21 protein-coding genes are annotated in these 21,423 nt (G+C 65.5%); 17 read left to right on the top strand and 4 right to left on the bottom strand.

Annotated features, from left to right (window positions below; translation table 11 throughout):
* On the bottom strand, nucleotides 1-3,008 hold a 3,008-nt coding region (locus RT028_RS12320), incomplete at its 3' end, for a condensation domain-containing protein (protein WP_312935198.1).
* Between the two features lie 456 nt (nucleotides 3,009-3,464).
* On the opposite strand from RT028_RS12320, the gene RT028_RS12315 reads away from it, so the two are divergent.
* A complete protein-coding gene (locus RT028_RS12315) occupies nucleotides 3,465-3,995 on the top strand; it encodes an RNA polymerase factor sigma-70 (RefSeq protein WP_312935197.1) in 531 nt (176 codons plus the stop codon).
* 187 nt (nucleotides 3,996-4,182) lie between these two features.
* Here the strand turns inward: RT028_RS12315 and RT028_RS12310 are convergent, their stop codons facing one another.
* On the bottom strand, nucleotides 4,183-5,208 hold the full coding sequence (locus tag RT028_RS12310) for a GNAT family N-acetyltransferase (RefSeq protein WP_312935193.1): 1,026 nt from the start codon (nucleotides 5,206-5,208) through the stop codon (nucleotides 4,183-4,185).
* A 56-nt stretch (nucleotides 5,209-5,264) separates the two neighbouring features.
* Nucleotides 5,265-5,966 (bottom strand): transporter substrate-binding domain-containing protein, encoded by a 702-nt coding sequence (locus RT028_RS12305; RefSeq protein WP_312935201.1) that lies wholly within the window; start codon nucleotides 5,964-5,966, stop codon nucleotides 5,265-5,267.
* A 236-nt stretch (nucleotides 5,967-6,202) separates the two neighbouring features.
* Here RT028_RS12305 and RT028_RS12300 point away from each other — a divergent pair, with 236 nt between their 5' ends.
* Complete coding sequence (locus RT028_RS12300) at nucleotides 6,203-6,754, top strand: exonuclease domain-containing protein (protein WP_312935191.1); 552 nt, start codon at nucleotides 6,203-6,205, stop codon at nucleotides 6,752-6,754.
* Nucleotides 6,755-6,830: 76 nt separating this feature from the next.
* A complete protein-coding gene (locus RT028_RS12295; RefSeq protein ID WP_312935190.1) occupies nucleotides 6,831-7,115 on the top strand; it encodes a pyrimidine/purine nucleoside phosphorylase in 285 nt (94 codons plus the stop codon).
* Between the two features lie 115 nt (nucleotides 7,116-7,230).
* Here RT028_RS12295 and RT028_RS12290 read toward each other — a convergent pair whose 3' ends face one another.
* Nucleotides 7,231-7,923 carry an alpha/beta family hydrolase gene (locus RT028_RS12290; protein WP_312935188.1) on the bottom strand — a complete coding sequence of 231 codons (693 nt, stop codon included), beginning with the start codon at nucleotides 7,921-7,923 and terminating at the stop codon, nucleotides 7,231-7,233.
* A 49-nt stretch (nucleotides 7,924-7,972) separates the two neighbouring features.
* On the opposite strand from RT028_RS12290, the gene ccoN (RT028_RS12285) reads away from it, so the two are divergent.
* The 14 genes from ccoN (RT028_RS12285) to RT028_RS12220 all read left to right on the top strand — a co-directional run.
* Nucleotides 7,973-9,397 carry a cytochrome-c oxidase, cbb3-type subunit I gene (gene ccoN / locus RT028_RS12285; RefSeq protein ID WP_312935186.1) on the top strand — a complete coding sequence of 475 codons (1,425 nt, stop codon included), beginning with the start codon at nucleotides 7,973-7,975 and terminating at the stop codon, nucleotides 9,395-9,397.
* 13 nt (nucleotides 9,398-9,410) lie between these two features.
* Nucleotides 9,411-10,019, top strand: coding sequence for a cytochrome-c oxidase, cbb3-type subunit II (ccoO, locus tag RT028_RS12280; RefSeq protein ID WP_312935184.1), 609 nt, complete (start codon nucleotides 9,411-9,413; stop codon nucleotides 10,017-10,019).
* Between the two features lie 5 nt (nucleotides 10,020-10,024).
* Nucleotides 10,025-10,216 (top strand): CcoQ/FixQ family Cbb3-type cytochrome c oxidase assembly chaperone, encoded by a 192-nt coding sequence (locus RT028_RS12275; RefSeq protein ID WP_312935183.1) that lies wholly within the window; start codon nucleotides 10,025-10,027, stop codon nucleotides 10,214-10,216.
* On the top strand, nucleotides 10,213-11,154 hold the full coding sequence (ccoP, locus tag RT028_RS12270) for a cytochrome-c oxidase, cbb3-type subunit III (protein ID WP_312935182.1): 942 nt from the start codon (nucleotides 10,213-10,215) through the stop codon (nucleotides 11,152-11,154). Before RT028_RS12275 ends, ccoP (RT028_RS12270) begins: the two co-directional genes overlap by 4 nt.
* Before the next feature lie 676 nt (nucleotides 11,155-11,830).
* On the top strand, nucleotides 11,831-13,276 hold the full coding sequence (gene ccoN, locus RT028_RS12265) for a cytochrome-c oxidase, cbb3-type subunit I (protein ID WP_312935181.1): 1,446 nt from the start codon (nucleotides 11,831-11,833) through the stop codon (nucleotides 13,274-13,276).
* Complete coding sequence (ccoO, locus tag RT028_RS12260; protein ID WP_312935180.1) at nucleotides 13,276-13,884, top strand: cytochrome-c oxidase, cbb3-type subunit II; 609 nt, start codon at nucleotides 13,276-13,278, stop codon at nucleotides 13,882-13,884. Before ccoN (RT028_RS12265) ends, ccoO (RT028_RS12260) begins: the two co-directional genes overlap by 1 nt.
* Nucleotides 13,884-14,093 carry a cbb3-type cytochrome c oxidase subunit 3 gene (locus RT028_RS12255; protein WP_312935179.1) on the top strand — a complete coding sequence of 70 codons (210 nt, stop codon included), beginning with the start codon at nucleotides 13,884-13,886 and terminating at the stop codon, nucleotides 14,091-14,093. The genes ccoO (RT028_RS12260) and RT028_RS12255 overlap by 1 nt, the downstream gene beginning before the upstream one ends.
* Nucleotides 14,090-15,070, top strand: a complete 981-nt coding sequence (gene ccoP, locus RT028_RS12250) for a cytochrome-c oxidase, cbb3-type subunit III (protein ID WP_312935177.1) — start codon at nucleotides 14,090-14,092, stop codon at nucleotides 15,068-15,070. Before RT028_RS12255 ends, ccoP (RT028_RS12250) begins: the two co-directional genes overlap by 4 nt.
* A 133-nt stretch (nucleotides 15,071-15,203) precedes the next feature.
* Complete coding sequence (locus tag RT028_RS12245; RefSeq protein WP_312935176.1) at nucleotides 15,204-16,190, top strand: metallophosphoesterase family protein; 987 nt, start codon at nucleotides 15,204-15,206, stop codon at nucleotides 16,188-16,190.
* Nucleotides 16,191-16,412: 222 nt separating this feature from the next.
* Nucleotides 16,413-17,822: a cytochrome c oxidase accessory protein CcoG gene (gene ccoG, locus RT028_RS12240; protein WP_312935175.1), complete on the top strand. Its 1,410-nt coding sequence runs from the start codon at nucleotides 16,413-16,415 to the stop codon at nucleotides 17,820-17,822.
* A gap of 11 nt (nucleotides 17,823-17,833) precedes the next feature.
* On the top strand, nucleotides 17,834-18,361 hold the full coding sequence (locus RT028_RS12235; protein ID WP_312935174.1) for a FixH family protein: 528 nt from the start codon (nucleotides 17,834-17,836) through the stop codon (nucleotides 18,359-18,361).
* Nucleotides 18,362-18,506: 145 nt separating this feature from the next.
* Complete coding sequence (locus RT028_RS12230; protein ID WP_312935172.1) at nucleotides 18,507-20,960, top strand: heavy metal translocating P-type ATPase; 2,454 nt, start codon at nucleotides 18,507-18,509, stop codon at nucleotides 20,958-20,960.
* Nucleotides 20,961-21,009: 49 nt separating this feature from the next.
* Nucleotides 21,010-21,213, top strand: a complete 204-nt coding sequence (ccoS, locus tag RT028_RS12225) for a cbb3-type cytochrome oxidase assembly protein CcoS (RefSeq protein WP_312935170.1) — start codon at nucleotides 21,010-21,012, stop codon at nucleotides 21,211-21,213.
* On the top strand, nucleotides 21,206-21,423 hold a 218-nt coding region (locus RT028_RS12220), incomplete at its 3' end, for a sulfite exporter TauE/SafE family protein (RefSeq protein WP_312935168.1). The genes ccoS and RT028_RS12220, both read left to right, overlap by 8 nt.

Genomic DNA, 21,423 nt, shown 5'->3' with positions numbered 1-21,423 from the left:
GGCAACGCTTCGAGCAGTTGTTCGAAGGGCAGATCCTGGTGCGACTGGGCATCGAGCGTGCTGCGACGCACCTGCTCCAGCAGCCCCGTGAAAGGCAGCCGTGCGTCCAGCTCACTGCGCAGCACCTGGGTGTTGATGAAAAAGCCCACCAGGCCCTGGGCCTCCAGCCGTGGGCGGTTGGCATTGGGCACGCCGACGCGGATGTCGGCCTGCCCGGTGTAGCGGTACAGCAGCGCTTGCCAGCCGGCCAGCAGGACCATGAACAGGCTGGCCTGGTGGCTGCGCGCCAGCTCCTCGAGGGCGACGCCGAGCGCGGCTGGCACCCTCACCTGCAGGCGCGCCGCGCGGCGATCATGCGTGCTGCTACGGGGGTGGTCGGTGGGCAGGTCAAGCACGGGCAGTTCGTCGCCCAGGCGCTGCTGCCAGTAATCGAGCTGGCGCGCGGCCTCGCCGTCCGCCAGCCACTGACGCTGCCACTGAGCGTGATCGGCATAGCCCATGGGCAATGCGGGTAGCTGCGCCGCGCTGCCGGGGCTGGCGTACAGCCTGGCGAACTCGTCGAGCAGGATGTTCAGCGACCAACCGTCGGCAACGATGTGGTGCAGGGTCACCCACAGCTGGTGCTGTTCGTCGTCCTGGCGCACCAGGGTCACGCGCAGCAGCGGGCCTTGGCGCAGGTCGAAGGGTTGCTGGGCCTCGATCTCGCGCTGCGTGGCCAGCTCGGCATCGCTCAGCCCGCTGAGATCGCGCTGTTGGAGGTTGAAGAGCACAGCGCGCTGGATGTGCTGCAGGGCCTGGCCGTCGATTTCGCTGAACCGGGTGCGCAGCGATTCATGGCGGTCCACCAGTGCCTGGAACGCTGCCTCGACGGCCGCGACGTCCAGCTCGCCGCGCAGGCTCAGCCCGGCGGGAATGTTGTACGCCGCCGAGTGCGGCTCCAGTTGCCAGAGCAGCCACAGGCGGTTTTGTGCCAGCGATTGCGCCAGCGCCTGTTCACGCGAGTGCACGGCGATCTGGCTGGCCATGGCGTAACCTGCGGCCAACCGTTCGGCCACGGCGGCAGTGTAGGCCGCCAGGGTTGGCGCTTCGAACAAGGTCCGCAGGCTCAGGTTGACGCCCAGCTCATCGGCCACACGGGCGCTGAGCTGGGCAGCGGCGATGGAGTTGCCGCCCAGCAGCAGGAAGTGGTCGTCAGGGGCCACGGCGCCGAGCTTGAGCTGATCGCACCAGAGTGCGGCGATGCGCGCTTGCAGCGCGTCGTGGTTGCCCTCGGCAGGCGTGCCCTGCGCCACTGTGTCGGGGAAACGGGCATAGCAGTCGAGACTGCCGTCGTCCATGCGCAGGCGGCAGGCTGAACGTTGCAGTTTGCCGCTGGAGGTCTTGGGCAACGCCCCTGGGTTGAGCAGCAGGACCACCGCCGGCGCCTGATTGCAGGCCTCGGCGAGGGTCTGACGCAGCGCGGTGATCAACCGGTGCGCAGGCAGCGTTTTCTGCACGCTGCGGCCCACTTCCACGGCCACGCCAATGCCCTCTTCGCCTTGGTGCTCCACCGCGAAGACCGCCACGCGGCCTTTGCGCAGGCCTTCGACCTGACGCTCCAGGGTCTGCTCCAGGTCCTGCGGGTAGAGGTTCTGGCCGCGCACGATCAGCAGGTCTTTCAGGCGCCCGCTGACGAACAGCTCGCCATTGCGCAGAAAGCCCAGGTCGCCGGTGCGCAACCAGGTCTGGCCGTCGCGCACCACGAACGTGTGCGCGCTGGCTTCAGGGTTGCGCCAGTAGCCCAGCGCGATGCTAGGGCCGGCCGCCCAGATCTCACCCACCTGATTCTCGCCAAGGGTCTGCAGCGACTGCGGGTCGACCACCTGCACGGCATGCCCCGGCTGGGCAAAGCCGCAGCTCATCAGCACACTGCCCTCGCCCGCCTCGATGCGGTGCGCGGCCAGCGCCTGGGCATCGACCTGCAAGGCCGCGATCCCGCCGCCACGGCGACTGCCGCTGACGAACAGCGTGGCCTCGGCCAGGCCATAGCTGGCGAAGAAGCTCGACGGCTCGAAACCGGTGCTACGAAAGCGTTCGGCAAAACCGTTCAGGCTGTCGTGGCGAATCGGCTCGGAGCCGGAATAGGCCACGCGCCAGCGGCTCAGGTCGAGGCCAGCCAGGGCGGCATCGCTGACCCGCTCGCTGCACAAGCGATAGGCGAAGTCCGGGCCACCGCTGATGGTGCCGCCGTACTCGCTGATGGCCTGCAACCAGCGTTGCGGGCGGGCGAGGAAATAGCCGGGCGACATCAGCACGCAGGGCACGCCGCTGTAGATCGGCTGCAGCAGCCCGCCAATCAGGCCCATGTCGTGGTACAGCGGCAGCCAGCTGACGATCACATCGTCGGGGTTCAGGTCGATACCGAAACCCTGGCGGATCAGTGCTTCGTTGGCCACCAGGTTGCCATGGCTGACCTGCACGCCCTTGGGCAAGGCCGTGGAGCCGGAGGTGTATTGCAGGAAGGCGATGTCGGCATCGACCAGGGCTGGGGCCTGCCAGTCGGCGGCCATGGCCGGGTCAAGCGCATCCACCGCGAGCAGGGCTGGCGCCTCGGGACGCTGCAGCGCCTCCAGCCCTTGCAGGCTGTCGTGCAGGGCCTGGATGGTCAGCAGCAGGCGCGGTTGGGCATCGTCGATGATCGAGCGCAGGCGTTCCTGGTGGTGCGGGCGCGAGGACTCTGGCGGGTAGGCCGGCACCGCGATCACCCCGGCATACAGGCAGCCGAAGAATGCCGCCACATAGTCGGGACCGCTGGGAAACAGCAGCACCGCACGCTCGCCGAACTCCGCGCGGGCCTGCAAGGCGGCAGCGATGCTGCGGGCGCGCTGGTCGAGGTCACGGTAGCTGAGCACGGCCTGGTCGCAAGGCTGGTCGGCGAGAAAGCGCAGGGCAATCTGCTCGGGGGTACGCGCGGCGCGTTGCGTCAGGGCCTGGACCAGCGTGAGCGGGCGTTCGAAGGCGTCCATCATGGAATGTTCCTGCCAGAGTCTGGAAAGGTCGCGCCGTGCGAGCACGCGCTGGGCGCAGCGGCAGACGGCGGTGGGATATCCAGAGAAACGGACGGGCAGGAGCAGAAATTAACCGGGCAGGCGCAGGGGTGTGCGAGCCGCAGCTCATGGTCTGACGGCAGCCGCAGGGCTGCCTGGCCTGCATTGTGTGCGCTGGCGAGGGAGGACTGAGGCACTGCGGAGCGATGGCAGGCAACCCAGCCTGCCTTGCCTCGCCCAGCGTCCATCAAAGCGTGATGCAACGGTCACAGGCCTGAAACGCGCAGCGGGTCAAATGACTGCCCCTGAACGCGAAAAATTCCGAAACTAATTAACTTTCGCAATTGACAATCATTATCATCTTGCTTAGCGTGTCGTCCGTCTCAGGGCTGCCTTACACGGTGCATGTCCTTTTCCTCTTGCGACCAGGTGATTTCCATGACGGAACAACTATCCACAAGTAAGTGCGATTCACCATTGCTCCAGGCATTCGTCGACAACCGCACCATCCTCGTGAAGATCGCCGCACGCATCACCGGCTGCCGCTCGCGTGCCGAAGACGTGGTGCAGGACGCCTTCTTCCGCCTCGCGGCGGCGCCGCAGATCACCTCCTCGTTCAAGGCCCAGCTGAGCTACCTGTTCCAGATCGTGCGCAACCTGGCGATCGATCACTACCGCAAGCAGGCCATGGAGCTGAAGTACTCCGGTCCTGAGGAGGAAGGCCTCAACGTCGTCCTGCTCAACGCCTCCCCGGAAGCCAGCCACATCAACTTCAGCACCTTGGAGCACATCGCCGAGGCGCTCAACGAACTGCCCCAGCGCACCCGCTACGCCTTTGAAATGTATCGGCTGCATGGCGTGCCGCAAAAAGACATCGCCAAGGAGCTGGGTGTGTCGCCGACACTGGTCAATTTCATGATCCGCGACGCGCTGATCCACTGCCGCAAGACCGCCAACTGCCAAGGCTGATGGCCGACCTCCCTATCGCGGCATTGGCGCCTGTGCGACCGCTACAACGGGCCTCGGCACGCGCGGAGCATTGACCTGATGCACACAGACCGATGCTTGCAGTTCGACACCTGAACGGGGCCGGCGCCCTGCCCGCGGCCAACCCCTGATTCGGCCCGGCGCTCCTGCGGCCAGCCCGCTGGCAGGCTCAGCCGAGCGGGCAACGGTCGAAGAAGCGCTCACGCCCCAGCACCATCAAGGCCGCCCGTTTGTGCGGAAAATCAAAGGCCTTGTCGCAGTGAAAACCCGCCTGCTCCAGGTAGCTGATCATGCGTTGATTGTCGGCACGCGGCTCTGCGACCACGCGCTGGGTGCGCGGGTCATCGAGGAACAGATAGTGCACCAGCGCCGACATCCAGCTGGCCACCTTGTGCGGGCCGCGGTGCGCGTCTTCGCCCACCAGCATGTGGATGCCGCGGTCGTAATCGTCGACGTCGTAGAACGGTGCGATGCGGTCTTCCTTGGCCCAGTAGGCCTCGAAGTAGGCAAACGGCTCGTCGTTGAAGCAGCCGATCAGGGTCCGCGTGTGGGGGTCGTGGTGCAGCCGTTGCAGGTACTGGCGGTGCTGTTCAAGGGTACCGCCCTCGTCCCAGAACGCGAGCACGCGCGGGGTGTTCTGCCAGCGGTTGAAGCGTTCGAGGTCCTGGTCGATGTCGAGGCTGCGCAGCGATACCCAGGCGCCCAGGTGCGAATCGTAGCGCCGGTACACCTCGCCGTCGGGTTTGGGTGGCCGGCGCGGGTGCCGTTTGCCTTGGCTGAAGATCATCTGCGCCGGGAACACCGGACGCGGCGCATCGCCGAGCCAGGGCTGCGGCAATTGCCAGAACAGCCCGCGCTCACAGCTGAACTGGCCGGGCTGCTCGGTCGCCAGCAGCAGGCCGCAGGCCAGGCTGGCGCTCAGCACCGGGATCTGTTCGGCCGGCACGTGCACCGTCAGATGCTGGCACTCGGGGTGGCGAGCGAACCACCAGTAGCAGGCTGCCCACAGGCCCTGCTGCGGGCGCTCGGCGCACAGTGTCTGCAGGTGCAGCGCGGGCACGGCACCGGGCACCTGGCGCAGCCGGATCAGCGGCCGGCCTTCCAGTCTCAGGTCCAGGCAGGCCTCGTCCGCCTCGGCGACAAGACTGCGCCAGCGCGGCGGCATCGGGGTTGGCGCCAGCAGGGGGTTGGGCATGTTCACGGCTCGCAATTGAAGGTCTCGCTGCAGAAACGTCTGCGCGCGGGCGGAATTTAAGCCCCCGGCCTGGACGTCACGGCGATCTGATACGGCGCGAAGATGCGCTGCAGCTCGCCACTGCTGCGCAAGCGTTCCAACAATGCGGCAAAGGCCTCGGCGCTGATCGGCGCCTGCGGGCGCAGGATCGCGTAGTGCCGATAGACCTGATCGACCCGTTCGGAGACCAGCAACGCCTGCGCGCTGGCGGGATGACGGGCGAGGAAGTCGATCAGGTACGAGCGGGTCACCAGGGCTACATCGGCACGTCCGCGCTGGACCATGTACAGGTTGCTTTCGTGGGAGTAGGTGAGGCTGGCGGCGTGCACCTGCGCCAGGTAGTGCGGGTCGGCGTTGAACTGGGCAAACGCGTAGTGATAGCCGTTGAACAGCGCCAGGCGCTTGCCGGCCAGCTGATCGAAGTAACGCTCGGTGCGCCCTTGGGCGCGCCGGGCGACGAACAGTTCGGCATCTTCCAGGCCCATGTCCACGGCTTGATGGGGAATGTGCTGCCAGCCCCACGCGGGGTTCTCGAAGATCGCCAGGTCGGTGCGGCTATTCTGCAAGTCGCGAAATCGCCGTGGAATCGAGGTAGGCACCAGTACGAAATGGTAGTCCTGCTGCACGGTATTCAGCGCATCGGCCAGTTGCTGGAGCAAACCGCTGTCGCTGCCCCGCTCGGGGCGCTGGGTGTAGGGCGGAAAATGCGCGGCACCCATGCGCACGTCCTGCGCCGCTTCGACCCAGGTGGGCAGCACCAGCCAATACAGGGCGAACGATAGGCCGCACAGCGCGGTCTTTACTCGGGACGATCGGCTCAAATTGACACTCATGGCGGGGACAGGAAGCCTTGCCCCTCCAAGCTAGGCGCTTTGCTACGCCGATACAACCGCTGACAGCGGGCACGACATTAGACCTTTGGCTACGCTGTACCCCCTATTCAAAGGAGCCTGGCATGGGCCACTGGTTGGTTATTGACCTGGAAGCCACGACCGACGAAGGCGGCTGGCCGGTCACGGACATGGAAATCATCGAAATCGGCGCCACCCTGGTGACCCGTGAAGGGCGTGAAGTCGACCACTTCCAACGCCTGGTACGCCCGCGCAGGCGGCCACAGTTGACACCGTTCTGCAGCCAGCTGACCCACATCAGCCAGGCCAGCGTCGATGCAGCGGCATCGCTGGCGCAAGTCTGGGCGGCGTTCGAGCCTTGGTTGGCGCAGCACGGCGAGCAATTGCGGGCATGGGTCAGCTGGGGCGACTACGATCGCCTGCAACTGCTGCAGGAGTGGCGCATGCACCAGATCCACAGCCTGCTGGCGAACCTGCCGCACATCAACCTCAAGCAGCGCTTTGCCAAGGCCCGGCACCTGCCCAAGCCGATGGGCCTGAACAGTGCCCTGCACCTGGCGGGGCTGCAGTTCAACGGCCAGCAGCACCGCGCCCTGGAAGATGCCCGCAACACGGCGCGCTTGCTGCCGCTGAGCCTGCCGGCGCACGTCACCTGAAAGCAGATGACGCTGGCAGGTGCCTTGGGCATACTGGCCAGCCATTTTTCCTACGTCTTGTATCCAGGAGTCGCCCATGTTCAAGGTCAACGAGTACTTCGACGGCACCGTCAAATCGATCGCCTTCCAGGGCACGCAAAGCCCGGCCACGGTCGGGGTGATGGCCCCGGGCGACTACGAATTCGGGACCGCCAAACGCGAAGTCATGCAGGTCGTGGCCGGCGCGCTGACCGTCAAGCTGCCGGGCAGCGAGACCTGGGAAACCTTTGCTGCGGGCAGCACGTTCCACGTCCCGGCCGACAGCAAGTTCCAGCTCAAGGTCGAAGTCGACACCGCCTACCTGTGCGAGTACCACGACTGATCGCCTATGCTGCGCAGCCGCCTGGCTGCGCAACCCTCTGCACAAGACATGCGCCTGCACCTCGCGATCTTCAGCATTGCCACCTCACACGTACCTGCGCAGCCCCTCTCACGCACTAGCCCTTCAGAAACGCCGCCACCCGCTCGGCCGTACGCTGCAGGTGCCCGTCATGGCTGAACCCCGACGCCTTGAGCGGTTTCAGGTCGTGGTCGGCCGCTTCCAGCCAACACACCTCGATGGCCGGTGACAGCCGGTAGCCCTCCACCGTCTGCCGGTTGCCCAGCGCATCGCGCTCGCCCTGCACGATCAAGCTTGGCGTGCGCACGCTGGCCAGGTGTGCAGTGCGCGGCTTTTCCGGTTTGCCGGCGGCGTAGAACGGGTAGCCCAGGCACACCAGGGCATCGGCGCCCAACTCGTCGGCCAGCAGACTGGCCATGCGCCCGCCCATGGACTTGCCGCCGACCGCCAGACGGCCTGTGACCAATGGTCGCACCCGGCTGTAGACCTCACGCCAGCAGTCAAGCAGAACCGCCTGTTGATTGGGCGGTCTGCGCCCACCATCCCGACGCCGCTGGGCCATGTAGGGAAACTCGAAACGCAGCACCGCGACCCCTTGCCCTGCCAGCCTTTGCGCGATCTGTTCCATGAATGGACTGTCCATTGGCGCGCCGGCGCCATGGGCCAGAATCAGGCCCGCCTGACAGCCGTCTACCCCCCGTGAATCGGGCAGGTCGCAGCGCAAGCCTGTAACTTTTCCGACCTGTGCCCATTGATCCCCGTCAATACCGGCCAATTGCCCATCTTCCATCCTTCCCTCGCTTTTTAGCCTGCCTATAACCGTGGATGGGAACCCATACATGAACACAACCCTTAGCGCCGCCTACAACTACCAGGTGGTTCGCCAATTCTCCATCATGACGGTGGTGTGGGGCATCGTCGGGATGGGGATCGGCGTCTTCATCGCCGCCCAGCTCGTCTGGCCTGCCCTCAACTTCGACCTGCCCTGGACCAGCTTCGGCCGCCTGCGACCGCTCCACACCAACGCTGTGATCTTCGCCTTCGGTGGCTGCGCATTGTTCGCCACCTCCTATTACTCGGTGCAGCGCACCTGTCAGACCACCCTGTTCGCACCGCGCCTCGCCGCCTTCACCTTCTGGGGCTGGCAGCTGGTGATCCTGTTGGCCGCGATCTCGCTGCCGCTGGGCTACACCAGCTCCAAGGAATACGCCGAGCTCGAATGGCCGATCGACATCCTGATCACCATCGTCTGGGTGGCCTACGCGATCGTCTTCTTCGGCACGCTGATGAAGCGCAACACCAAGCACATCTATGTCGGCAACTGGTTCTTCGGTGCCTTCATCCTGACCGTGGCGATCCTGCACATCGTCAACAACCTGGAAGTGCCGGTGAGCCTGACCAAGTCCTACTCGGTCTATGCCGGCGCCACCGATGCCATGGTGCAGTGGTGGTACGGGCACAACGCCGTGGGCTTCTTCCTCACCGCAGGCTTCCTCGGGATGATGTACTACTACGTGCCCAAGCAGGCCGAACGGCCGGTGTACTCGTATCGCCTGTCGATCGTGCACTTCTGGGCGCTGATCACCCTGTACATCTGGGCCGGCCCGCACCACCTGCACTACACGGCGCTGCCCGATTGGGCGCAGTCGCTGGGCATGGTGATGTCGCTGGTGCTGCTGGCCCCGAGCTGGGGCGGCATGATCAACGGCATGATGACCCTCTCGGGTGCCTGGCACAAACTGCGCAGCGACCCGATCCTGCGTTTCCTGGTGGTGTCGCTGGCGTTCTACGGCATGTCCACATTCGAAGGCCCGATGATGGCGATCAAGACCGTCAACGCCCTCTCCCACTACACCGACTGGACCATCGGCCACGTCCACGCCGGCGCCCTGGGCTGGGTGGCGATGATCTCGATTGGCGCCATGTACCACACCATCCCGAAAGTGTTCGGCAAGGAACGCATGTACAGCATTGGCCTGATCAACGCGCACTTCTGGCTGGCGACCATCGGCACCGTGCTGTACATCGCCTCGATGTGGGTCAACGGCATCGCCCAGGGCCTGATGTGGCGCGCGGTCAACAGCGACGGCACGCTGACCTACTCGTTCGTCGAAACCCTGGTGGCCAGCCACCCTGGCTTCATCGTGCGCTTCGTCGGCGGGGCGATCTTCCTCAGCGGCATGCTGCTGATGGCCTGGAACACCTGGCGCACCGTGCGCGAACCCGCCAGCGTAGCCGTTAACGCGAACGCCCAGCTGGCTTGAGGAGCACCGCCTGATGAAACACGAAGTCATTGAAAAGAACGTCGGCCTGCTGGCCTTGCTGATGGTGCTCGCCGTCAGTGTCGGCGGCCTGACGCAGATCGTTCCGCTGTTCTTCCAGGACGTCACCAACACCCCGGTCGAGGGCATGAAGCCCTACACCGCGCTGCAGCTCGAAGGGCGTGACATCTACATCCGCGAGGGCTGCGTGGGTTGCCACTCGCAGATGATCCGGCCGTTCCGCGCCGAGACCGAGCGCTATGGCCATTACTCGGTGGCCGGTGAAAGCGTGTGGGACCACCCGTTCCTCTGGGGCTCGAAACGCACCGGGCCGGACCTGGCCCGGGTCGGCGCGCGCTACTCCGATGACTGGCACCGCGCGCACCTGTACAACCCGCGCAACGTGGTGCCCGAATCGAAGATGCCGGCCTACCCGTGGCTGGTCGCCACGCCGGTCGACAACAGCCACACCGACACCAAGCTGCGGACCTTGCGCGGGCTGGGCGTGCCGTACACCGACGAAGACATCGCCGGTGCCCGTGACGCGGTCAAGGGCAAGACCGAGATGGACGCCCTGGTGGCGTACCTGCAAGTGCTCGGCACCGCCATCAAGAACAAGAGGTAATCGCCATGGAACTGGACATCGGCATGATCCGTGGCCTGGGCACACTGGTGGTGTTCATCGCCTTCATCGGCCTGACCCTCTGGGTGTTCAACCGTCGCCGCGACCGTGATTTCGCCGAAGCGCGCCTGCTGCCCTTCGACGACGACAACCTGCCCCCCGCCGGGCAGGAGCCTGCCATGAGGAGTAACGGGCAATGACCACTTTCTGGAGTACGTACATCAGCGTACTGACCTTGGGCAGCCTGATCGGCCTGACCTGGCTGCTGCTCTCGACCCGCAAGGGGCAGAGCAGTGACACCACCGACCAGACCATGGGCCACAGCTTCGACGGCATCGAGGAGTACGACAACCCCCTGCCCAAATGGTGGTTCTGGCTGTTCGTGGGCACCTTGGTGTTTGCCGTGGGCTACCTGATCCTCTATCCGGGCCTGGGCAACTGGAAGGGCATTCTGCCGGGTTATGAAAACGGCTGGACCGGCGTCAACGAATGGCAGAAGGAAATGGACCGCGCCGATGCGCAGTTCGGCCCGCTGTTCGCCAAATATGCGGCGATGCCGGTTGAGGAAGTCGCCAAAGACCCACAGGCGCTGCGCATGGGCGGGCGTTTGTTCGCCTCGAACTGCTCGGTGTGCCACGGCTCCGACGCCAAGGGTGCATACGGTTTCCCCAACCTGACCGACCAGAGCTGGCGCTGGGGCGGCGAGCCCGACACCATCAAGCAATCGATCATGGACGGTCGCCACGGCGTGATGCCAGGCTGGGCAGAGGTGATCGGCGAGCAAGGTGTGGCCGATGTGTCCGCGTACGTCATCACCGGCCTGAACAAGCGCACCCTGCCCGACACGGTCAGTGCCGATGCCAGCAAGGGCCAGGCGATCTTCGCCGCCAACTGCGTGGCCTGTCATGGGCCGGAAGGCAAAGGCACGCCGATGCTGGGCGCGCCGGACCTGACCGTGGCACAGGCCTTCATCTACGGTTCGAGCTTCGCCCAGTTGCAACAGACCATCCGGTACGGCCGTCAGGGCCAGATGCCTGCGCAACGTGATATCCAGGGCAATGACAAGGTGCATCTGCTGGCCGCTTATGTGTACAGCCTGTCGCAGCCGGGACCCGCCAAAGCCGATACCACCCGCTAACCCCTCCCCGCGCGGGGCCGTGCAGGCCCCGCCTTCGCTCGCGCCGCAATCGAGCACAATCCAGCCCGCCTGCGGCAAGCAGGTTTCAGCCTGCGCAACAATCCCAGCAAACCCGGATTCCAGCCTCTCCCCCCCTGTGGGAGCGACTTCAGTCGCGATGGTCGGCGCAGCCGGCCTGATCCATGCGCCGCGTATCGCCAGACAAACCGCGACCGAAGCCATTGGGGCTGCTTCACAGCCCATCGCGACTGAAGTCGCTCCCACAGGGGGTTGCGGTGTGCCGGCTAAAAAGGAGTTCGGGCGAGCCCGGTCGGCGTCGCACGACGCGCGCCCCAACCCCTGCGCACAAGCAGCCAATAGGCCCAAACACCGCTCCCATCCCGTGTCGACCATGACAACCCTCGCTTCAGGCCCTTCCCACCTGAGTACCTCCCTCCGCTGCCGCTGGAACACCTCCAAAAGACTGACCAATCGATCAGAAAAAACCGAGAAACGGTACACATAACAACTATTTGTTTGTGTACACTCCTCTCACCTCTTGCGGCAGTTCACTGCCTGAAAGGAGCCCCGTGACACAGGTCGGCGCAGGCGTGCGTGCGTTGCCAGAGCCCTTGGGCTTACCGATACTGGCGCCGATTGACGACCAACAAGAACATCACGACCGTGGAACCTTGCAATGAACACTGCATTTCGTCCAACCGCGTACAACTACCGGGTCGTCCGCCAGTTCGCCATCATGACGGTGGTCTGGGGGATGGTGGGCATGGGCCTGGGGGTGTTCATCGCCTCGCAGCTGGTCTGGCCCCAGCTCAACTTCGACCTGCCCTGGCTGAGCTTCGGCCGCCTGCGCCCACTGCACACCAATCTGGTGATCTTCGCGTTCGGCGGCTGTGCACTGATGGGCACCAGCTTCTATGTCGTGCAACGCACCTGCCAGGCCCGGCTGGTCTCTGACAGGCTGGCCGCCTTCACCTTCTGGGGCTGGCAAGCGGTGATCCTCGGCGCACTGGTCACGCTGCCGCTGGGCTATACCACCAGCAAGGAATACGCCGAACTCGAATGGCCGCTGGCGATTCTGCTGGCCGTGGTGTGGGTCAGCTATGCGCTGGTGTTCTTCGGCACGCTGGTCAAGCGCAACACCAAGCACATCTATGTCGGCAACTGGTTCTACGGGGCCTTCATTCTGGTCACGGCGATGCTGCACATCGTCAACCACGCCTCACTGCCCGTGAACCTGTTCAAGTCGTATTCGGCCTACGCCGGCGCCACCGACGCGATGATCCAGTGGTGGTACGGACACAACGCGGTCGGGTTCTTCCTGACCACCGGCTTTCTGGGGATGATGTACTACTTCGTGCCCAAGCAGGCCGAGCGGCCGATCTACTCGTACCGGCTGTCGATCGTGCACTTCTGGGCGCTGATCACCCTGTACATCTGGGCCGGCCCCCACCACCTGCACTACACCGCGCTGCCCGATTGGGCGCAGTCGCTGGGCATGGTGATGTCGATCATCCTCCTGGCGCCGAGCTGGGGCGGGATGATCAACGGCATGATGACCCTCTCCGGGGCCTGGCATAAATTGCGCACCGACCCGATCCTGCGCTTTCTGGTGGTCTCGCTGGCGTTCTACGGCATGTCCACTTTCGAAGGCCCGATGATGGCGATCAAGACCGTCAACGCGCTGTCGCACTACACCGACTGGACCATCGGCCACGTGCACGCCGGCGCCCTGGGCTGGGTGGCGATGATCTCGATCGGCTCGGTCTACCACATGCTCCCGCGCCTCTACGGCCGCGAACAGATGCACAGCGTCGGCCTGATCAACGCGCACTTCTGGCTGGCGACCATCGGCACCGTGCTGTACATCGCCTCGATGTGGGTCAACGGCATCACCCAGGGCCTGATGTGGCGCGCGGTGAATGACGACGGCACGCTGACGTTCTCGTTCGTCGAAGCGCTGCAGGCCAGCCACGCCGGCTACATCGTGCGCGCCATCGGCGGCGCGATCTTTGCCTCCGGCATGCTGCTGATGGCCTGGAACACCTTGCGCACCATCCGTGCCGGCAACCCTGAGCAGGCCGACGCCGCCGCACGCATCGTCACCACCGTGGGGGCGCACTGATGAAACACGAAGTGCTTGAAAAGAATGTCGGCCTGCTGGCGCTGTTCATGGTCATCGCCGTGAGCATCGGCGGGCTGACGCAGATCGTGCCGCTGTTCTTCCAGGACGTCACCAACCTGCCGGTCGAGGGCATGAAGCCGCGTACCGCGCTGGAAGTCGAGGGCCGCGACATTTATATCCGCGAAGGCTGCGTGGGCTGCCACTCGCAGATGATCCGGCCGTTTCGCGCCGAGACCGAGCGCTATGGCCACTATTCGGTGGCCGGTGAAAGCGTGTGGGACCACCCGTTCCTGTGGGGCTCCAAGCGCACCGGGCCGGACCTGGCCCGGGTGGGCGCACGCTACTCCGATGACTGGCACCGCGCGCACCTGTACAACCCGCGCAACGTGGTGCCCGAATCGAAGATGCCGGCCTACCCGTGGCTGGTGGAAAACACCCTCGACGGCAAGGACACGGCGAAGAAGCTCGAGGTGCTGCGCAGCCTCGGCGTGCCCTACAGCGACGCTGACATTGCCGGTGCCAGCGCGGGGGTCAAGGGCAAGACGGAAATGGACGCACTGGTGGCCTATCTGCAAGGCCTGGGCACGCTGATAAAGAGCAAACGCTGATGGATATCGGGATGATTCGCGGCCTGGGCACCGTGGTGGTGCTGGTGGCCTTCATCGGGCTGGCCCTGTGGGTGTTCAGCCCAAAACGCAAGCAGGATTTCGACGAGGCAACGCTACTGCCGTTCGCCGATGATGCCCAGGCCCGGCGCAGCGCCGGGCCTACCGACAAGAAGGTGCCGGATCAGGCGCCCGGGAGCCAGCAACCATGACCACCGCATGGAGCCTGTACGTCAGCGTGCTCACCCTCGCGACCCTGGTCGGCCTGACCTGGCTGCTGCTCTCGACCCGCAAGGGCCAGCGCGAGGACACCACCGAAGACACCGTCGGTCACGCCTTCGATGGCATCGAGGAGTACGACAACCCGCTGCCCACCTGGTGGTTCTGGCTGTTCGTCGGCACCCTGGTGTTTGCCGTGGGCTATCTGGTGCTGTACCCGGGGCTGGGCAACTGGCGCGGCATTCTGCCCGGCTACAGCTACCTGGATAACGCCAACAAGACCGAATTCGCCACCGGCGACACCGGCTGGAGTGGCGTGCACGAATGGGAAAAGGAAATGGCCCGCGCCAACGCCCGCTTCGGCCCGCTGTACGCCAAATACGCCGCCATGCCGGTGGAGGCGGTCGCGCAAGATGCCAACGCATTGAAGATGGGCGCGCGACTGTTCGCCAACAATTGCTCGGTGTGCCATGGCTCCGACGCCAAGGGCGCGTATGGCTTCCCCAACCTGACCGATGACGTGTGGCGTTGGGGCGGCGATCCAGAGACCATCAAGACCAGCATCATGAACGGTCGGCACGGCGTGATGCCCGGCTGGGTGGCAGTGATCGGCGAACAGGGCGTGGCGGATGTGTCGGCGTTCGTGCTGACGCGGCTCAACGATCGCCCGCTGCCCCAAGGCGTCAGTGCCGACGCTGACCGGGGCCAGGCGGTCTTCGCCACCAGTTGCGTGGCCTGCCATGGTGCGCAAGGCAAAGGCACACCGGTGATGGGCGCGCCTGACCTGACCCGGGCCGACGCGTTCATTTATGGATCGAGCTTCGCCCAGCTTCAGCAGACCATCCGCCTGGGCCGCCAGGGGCAGATGCCGGCGCAGGCGCAGTTGCAGGGCAATGACAAGGTGCATGTGCTGGCCGCGTATGTGTACAGCCTGTCGCATCCCAAGCAAGAGGCGGCCGATGGCCAGTGACCTGCGCCTGAGCCCGGCGTGCACCGTGGCTCGGCCGTGTGCGGGGAAGCGGTGCCGGCTGCCGCGGCGCAGGTCAGTGCGAAATGCTCTTGGCACAGGCGCTCTGCCTGTCTTGCCAAGAGGAACCGACACAATGAACGCATACCCCTACCCCGACGCCCTGCCACCGAAACAGCAGGGCCGTTACGGTCAGCGCGCCACACCCCGAGCCTTCGTCTTCGCCTCCGACCCGCAGTACCCCTGGACCCCTGCCAGCGACGATGGCCTGGAGCAGTCCAACGCTGCCCGCGATCTGCAATCGCAAGCACTGATCAAGGAGCAGTACAGCAGCATCGCCGAGTACCGTCAGCACCGCGGCGGTGTCGGTATCCCGGTGATGATCAACGGTGACATGACCGCCTTCGGACACGGCTGGCAGCGCGAGTTCGTCCACCCCACGCTGAAAACGCTGCTCAACGACAACTACTACTTCGGCCTTGGCAACCACGACTACCAGAACAACATCGACGACACGTTCAACAATGGCGCCGCCAGAGACAGCATCCTCGACCTGGTCAACCATCATCAGGCGCGCGTCGATGCCTTCGACCTGCAGGTCGAAAGCAACGAAATCAGGGACCTGTACTCCGGCAGCCTTGCCTACAGCCAGAGTTTCGGCCAGGTACGCCTGATCCAGCTGAACAACGAGCCGACCTACCGCACGCAGTTCACCAGCGGCTGGGCGTGGCCGGTCGAGCGCCATTATCGATTTGTCGTCGTCGACTCGCTCGACTGGCTCGAGCAGCAGTTGCAGGAAGCCCACAGCCATGGCCAGACCGTATTGCTGAACTTGCACAAGCCCGATGACTGGGACGGCAGCCGCGACGAAGCCATGCGGTTCAAGGCCATGATCCGCCACTACCGGGTGAGCGCACTGTTCGCCGGCCATCTGCACAAGGAGCCCGGCGCCTTTTATCGCGGCCATTACGGCCAGGTGCCGATTTACCTGAGTGGCTCGGCTTCGCAGAGCACCTACCTGCTGGCAGAGCTGGACGATGATGGTCGAGCCATGAGCGTCAAGCTGGTTTCGCGCAACGACTGGCGCGCAGCCGAAGTCATCGACCGCCTGGCGCTGTACTGAAATGGGGCGTTATTCGTGGGGTACACGCGGCTGTCAATTGATGTGGGTCAAGGCGACGGCCTTTACACGATAACGATACATAACCCAATGCGACCTGATGTCGCACCCACGACTTGAGGGCTCCCGACAGGCGTATCATTGCTCGCAGGCGCCAACCCAGACATGACCGCGGCCGGCACGCATTGGCCGCGGCACCCTCTTCCACCGCCGTGGGACACGATGATGAGCAAGCAGATTCCATTACAGGACGTTACCCCCGCCAAGGGGACGGTTTCCGTTGACCTCTACGCTTCACGCAAGAATATCTACACCAAGGCCTTCACCGGCCTGTTCCGCCGCGTGCGCATGCTCGCCGGCGCGGTGCTGTTCCTGCTGTATTTCGGCACCGTGTGGCTGAACTGGGGCGGCCACCAGGCCGTGTGGTGGAACCTGCCCGAGCGCAAGTTCTACATCTTCGGCACCACCATCTGGCCACAGGATTTCATCCTGCTCTCGGGCATTCTCATCGTCGCCGCGTTCGGCCTGTTCTTCATCACCGTGTACGCCGGCCGTGTGTGGTGTGGTTACACCTGTCCGCAAAGCGTGTGGACGTGGATCTTCATGTGGTGCGAGAAGGTCACCGAGGGCGACCGCAACCAGCGCATGAAGCTCGACAAAGCCCCCATGAGTGCCAACAAATTCGTGCGCAAGAGCGCCAAGCACAGCCTGTGGCTGCTGATCGGCTTCGCCACCGGGCTGACCTTCGTCGGTTACTTCGCACCGATCCGCGAACTGGTGTTCGAGCTGTTCACCGGCCAGGCCGACGGCTGGGCCTATTTCTGGGTCGGCTTCTTCACCCTGGCCACCTACGGCAACGCCGGCTGGCTGCGCGAGCAGGTGTGCGTGCACATGTGCCCGTACTCGCGCTTCCAGAGCGTGATGTTCGACAAGGACACTCTGATCGTCTCGTACGACCCACGCCGCGGCGAAGCCCGCGGTGCCCGCAAGAAAGACACCGACTACAAGGCCAAGGGCCTGGGCGATTGCATCGACTGCACCCTGTGCGTACAGGTCTGCCCCACCGGCATCGACATTCGCGACGGCCTGCAGATCGACTGCATCGGCTGCGCGGCGTGCATCGACGTGTGCGACACGGTGATGGACAAGATGCATTATCCGCGCGGGCTGATCAGCTACACCACCGAGCACAACCTCTCCGGCCAGAAAACCCAGATGGTGCGCCCGCGCCTGATCGGCTACGCCCTGGTGCTGCTGGTCATGGTCGGCGCCCTGGCCACCGCCTTTGCCCTGCGCCCGCTGGTGGGTTTCGATGTGAGCAAGGATCGCGTGCTGTACCGCGAGAACGCCGAGGGCCGCATCGAGAACGTCTACAGCCTCAAGGTGATGAACAAGGACCAGCACGACCACGTCTATGTCCTGGACGCCAGTGGCCTGCCGGACCTGCGCCTGGAAGGCCGGCGCGAGATCGCCGTCAGCGCCGGCGACATCGTCAGCCTGCCGGTGCAGCTGTCGGTCGCGCCTGAGGCATTGCCGTCCACCACCAACGAAGTGATGTTCACCCTGCGCAGTGCTGACGACAGCGGCGCCGAGGTCCAAGCCCAGAGCCGTTTCATCGGCCCGTCCATTCGCTAAGGGAAACCGTTATGCCCGTTACCGCCGCCAGCCCCTGGTACAAGCACCTCTGGCCCTGGATCCTGATTGGCATCCTGACCTGCTCGGTGACCCTGAGCCTGTCGATGGTCGCCATCGCGGTGAACAACCCGGACAACCTGGTCAACGACAACTACTACGAGGCCGGCAAAGGCATCAACCGCTCCCTGGACCGCGAGCTGCTGGCGCAGGCCCTGGGCGTGAAGGCCAGCCTCTACCTGGATGAGCTGACCGGCGAGGTGGAGCTGCGCCTGGACGGCCAGAGCGAACCGGCCACCCTCGAGCTGAACCTGATTTCGCCCACCCAGCCCGATCGCGACCGCAAGGTACTGCTGGCCCACGCTAGCTCCGGCCGCTATCTGGGCCAGCTCGATGACAAGGTCGAAGGCCGGCGTTTCGTCGAACTGCTGGGTGAAGAAAACGGCAAGGTCTGGCGGATGTTCGAGGAGGAAAACGTGGGCCATGGCGTGCGCCTGGAACTGGGTGACGAGGCCCTGCTGGGGGCCGAGCGCAAGCCATGAATGCAGGCGCAGCCGGCAACCTTCGCGGCTTCAGCGCAGCGGCCGCCGTGGGCGGCGAGTGGCGTGATGACGACCCGCCATGCACGCCAGCCCAGCCCTGTGCCCAGGCACCCGTGCCGGACACACCCGCCAGCGGCGTGCAACCATGAGCCATCCCACCCCCTGCTACCACTGCGCCCTGCCGGTGCCGGCCGGCACCCGCTTCAGCGCCATGGTGCTGGGCGAGGACCGCGTGCTCTGCTGCCCCGGCTGCCAGGCCGTGGCCGAATCCATCGTCGCTGCGGGCCTGGAGCACTACTACCAGCACCGCAGCGAGACCAGCGCCAACCCCGAAGCCTTGCCCCAGCAGTTGCAGGATGAACTGCGCCTGTTCGACCGCGCGGATGTGCAACGCCATTTCGTGCGCCATGACGGCCCCGTGACCGAGGCCACCTTGATGGTCGAAGGCATCAGTTGCGCTGCCTGCGGCTGGTTGATCGAGAAACGCCTGCGCGCCCTGCCGGGCGTTGAAGCCGCGCAGCTGAACCTCTCCAGCCATCGCCTGACCGTGCGCTGGGCAGATGCGGCGCTGCCGCTGTCCACGCTGCTGGCAGAACTGCGGCGCATCGGCTATGCCGCCCACCCCTATCAACCCGACCAGGCCTGCGAACGGCTCGCCGCGGAAAATCGCAGCGCCTTGCGCCGCCTGGGGGTTGCCGGCCTGCTGTGGTTCCAGGCAATGATGGCGACCATGGCCACCTGGCCGGAATTCAACGTCGACCTGTCCCCTGAGCTGCACACCATCCTGCGCTGGGTGGCCTTGTTCCTGACCATTCCCATCGTGTTCTACAGCTGCGCGCCGTTCTTCAAGGGTGCGCTGCGCGACCTGCGCAGCCGCCACCTGAGCATGGATGTGTCGGTGTCACTGGCCATCGGCCTGGCCTTTGCTGCCGGCATCTGGACCGCCATCACCGGCAGCGGCGAGCTGTATTTCGACACGGTCGGCATGTTCGCCTTGTTGCTATTGACCGGCCGCTACCTGGAGCGCCGCGCCCGCCAGCGCACCGCTACGGCAACGGCGCACCTGGTCAATGTGCTGCCAGCCTCGTGCCTGCGCCTGGATGCCACCGGCAAGGCCGAGCGCATCCTGCTCAGCGAGTTGCAACAGGGCGAGCGGGTACAGGTGCTGCCGGGGGCGGTGATTCCTGCAGACGGGCGCATCGTCGAAGGCTGCTCCAGCGTGGATGAGTCGCTGCTGACCGGCGAATACCTGCCACTGGCCAGGCGCCAGGGGGACCGGGTAACCGGCGGCACGCTGAATGTCGACAGCAGCCTGACCGTTGAAGTCGAAGCGCTCGGCCCGAACAGCCGGTTGTCGGCCATTGTACGCCTGCTGGAGCGGGCACAGGCGGAGAAACCGCGCCTGGGGCAGATTGCCGACCGCGCCGCGCAGGTGTTTCTGATCTGCTCGCTGATCGCAGCCGCGGTGATCGGCGCGCTGTGGTGGCAGCTGGACCCGGCCCGCGCGTTCTGGATCGTCCTGGCCATGCTGGTCGCCACCTGCCCCTGCGCGCTCTCGCTGGCCACACCCACGGCGCTGACGGCCGCCACCGGCACCTTGCACACGCTGGGCCTGCTGGTCACGCGCGGGCATGTGCTGGAGGGCCTGAACCAGATCGATACGGTGGTGTTCGACAAGACCGGTACGCTGACCGAGGGGCGCCTGACCCTGCGCAGCATCCAACCGCTCGGCGCATTGGGGGCGGACCAGTGCCTGGCCCTGGCGGCAGTGCTCGAGACCCGTTCCGAACACCCCATCGCGCGCGCCTTCGGGCCTGCCGCGCAGCCGGCACAGGCGGTGACGAACACCCCTGGGCTGGGTGTGCAGGGCCAGGTCGACGGGCGTCTGCTGCGCATCGGCCAAGCCCGCTTCGTGTGCGCCCTGAGTGGCGCCACCGCGCCGGCGCCGCCAGCGTCGTCAGGGCAGTGGCTGCTGCTGGGCGATGGTTCAGGCCCACTGGCCTGGTTCGGCCTGGATGATCGCCTGCGCAGCGATGCGTCAGCGCTGGTCGAAGCGTGCAAGGCCCGCGGCTGGCACACCCTGCTGCTGTCAGGTGACAGCTCGCCGATGGTCGCCGAGGTGGCTGCGCAGCTGGGCCTCGACCAGGCCCTGGGCGGCCTGCTCCCGGACGCCAAACTGGCGCAGGTCAAGGCCCTGCAGGCCGAGGGGCGCAAGGTGCTGATGCTCGGAGACGGGGTCAACGACGTGCCGGTGCTGGCGGCAGCCGACATCAGTATCGCCATGGGCAGCGCCACGGACCTGGCCAAGACCAGCGCCGACGCGGTGCTGCTGTCCAATCGGTTGCAGGCCCTGGTCGCCACCTTTGACCTCGCTCAGCGCACCCGCCGCAACATCCTGCAGAATCTGCTCTGGGCCACCGTCTACAACGGCCTGATGCTACCCTTCGCGGCGCTGGGCTGGATCACCCCGGTATGGGCAGCCATCGGCATGTCGGTCAGTTCCCTGGTGGTGGTGCTCAATGCGCTGCGCCTGACCCAGGTCAGGCCTGCAGCGCCAGCCCCTGAGCCCCTGCTCCGCGCTGCACCGGCCCAACCATGAACGGCGTACCTTTGCTGTGCGCCCCTGCCTACCCCCGAGCGCGCTGACCATGCCTGCCCTGTACATCATGATTCCCGCGGCCCTGCTGCTCGTCGGCGTGGCTGTCTACATCTTCTTCTGGGCGGTGGACAGCGGTCAGTACGATGACCTCGACAGCCCCGCCCACAGCATCCTGTTCGACGACCAGGACCCGGCGCATCAGGCGGCGATCAAACGCGACAGCCCCGCCGATTCAGGCCGCCACGATGACTGAGCTGCTGCCTCTGCTGGGTTCGGCCTTCGTCCTGGGCCTGCTCGGCGGCGGTCATTGCCTGGGCATGTGCGGCGGGCTGATGAGCGCCCTGACCTTCGCCATCCCCGCCGAGCAACGCGGCCGCCGGCTGCGCCTGCTCGTGGCCTACAACGTTGGCCGGGTGCTGAGCTACACCTGCGCCGGGCTGTTGCTGGGGCTGGCCGGCTGGGC

It is taken from the genome of Pseudomonas sp. (assembly GCF_032058845.1).
Lineage (GTDB): Bacteria > Pseudomonadota > Gammaproteobacteria > Pseudomonadales > Pseudomonadaceae > Aquipseudomonas.
This window is presented reverse-complemented; position numbering and strand designations above follow the sequence as displayed.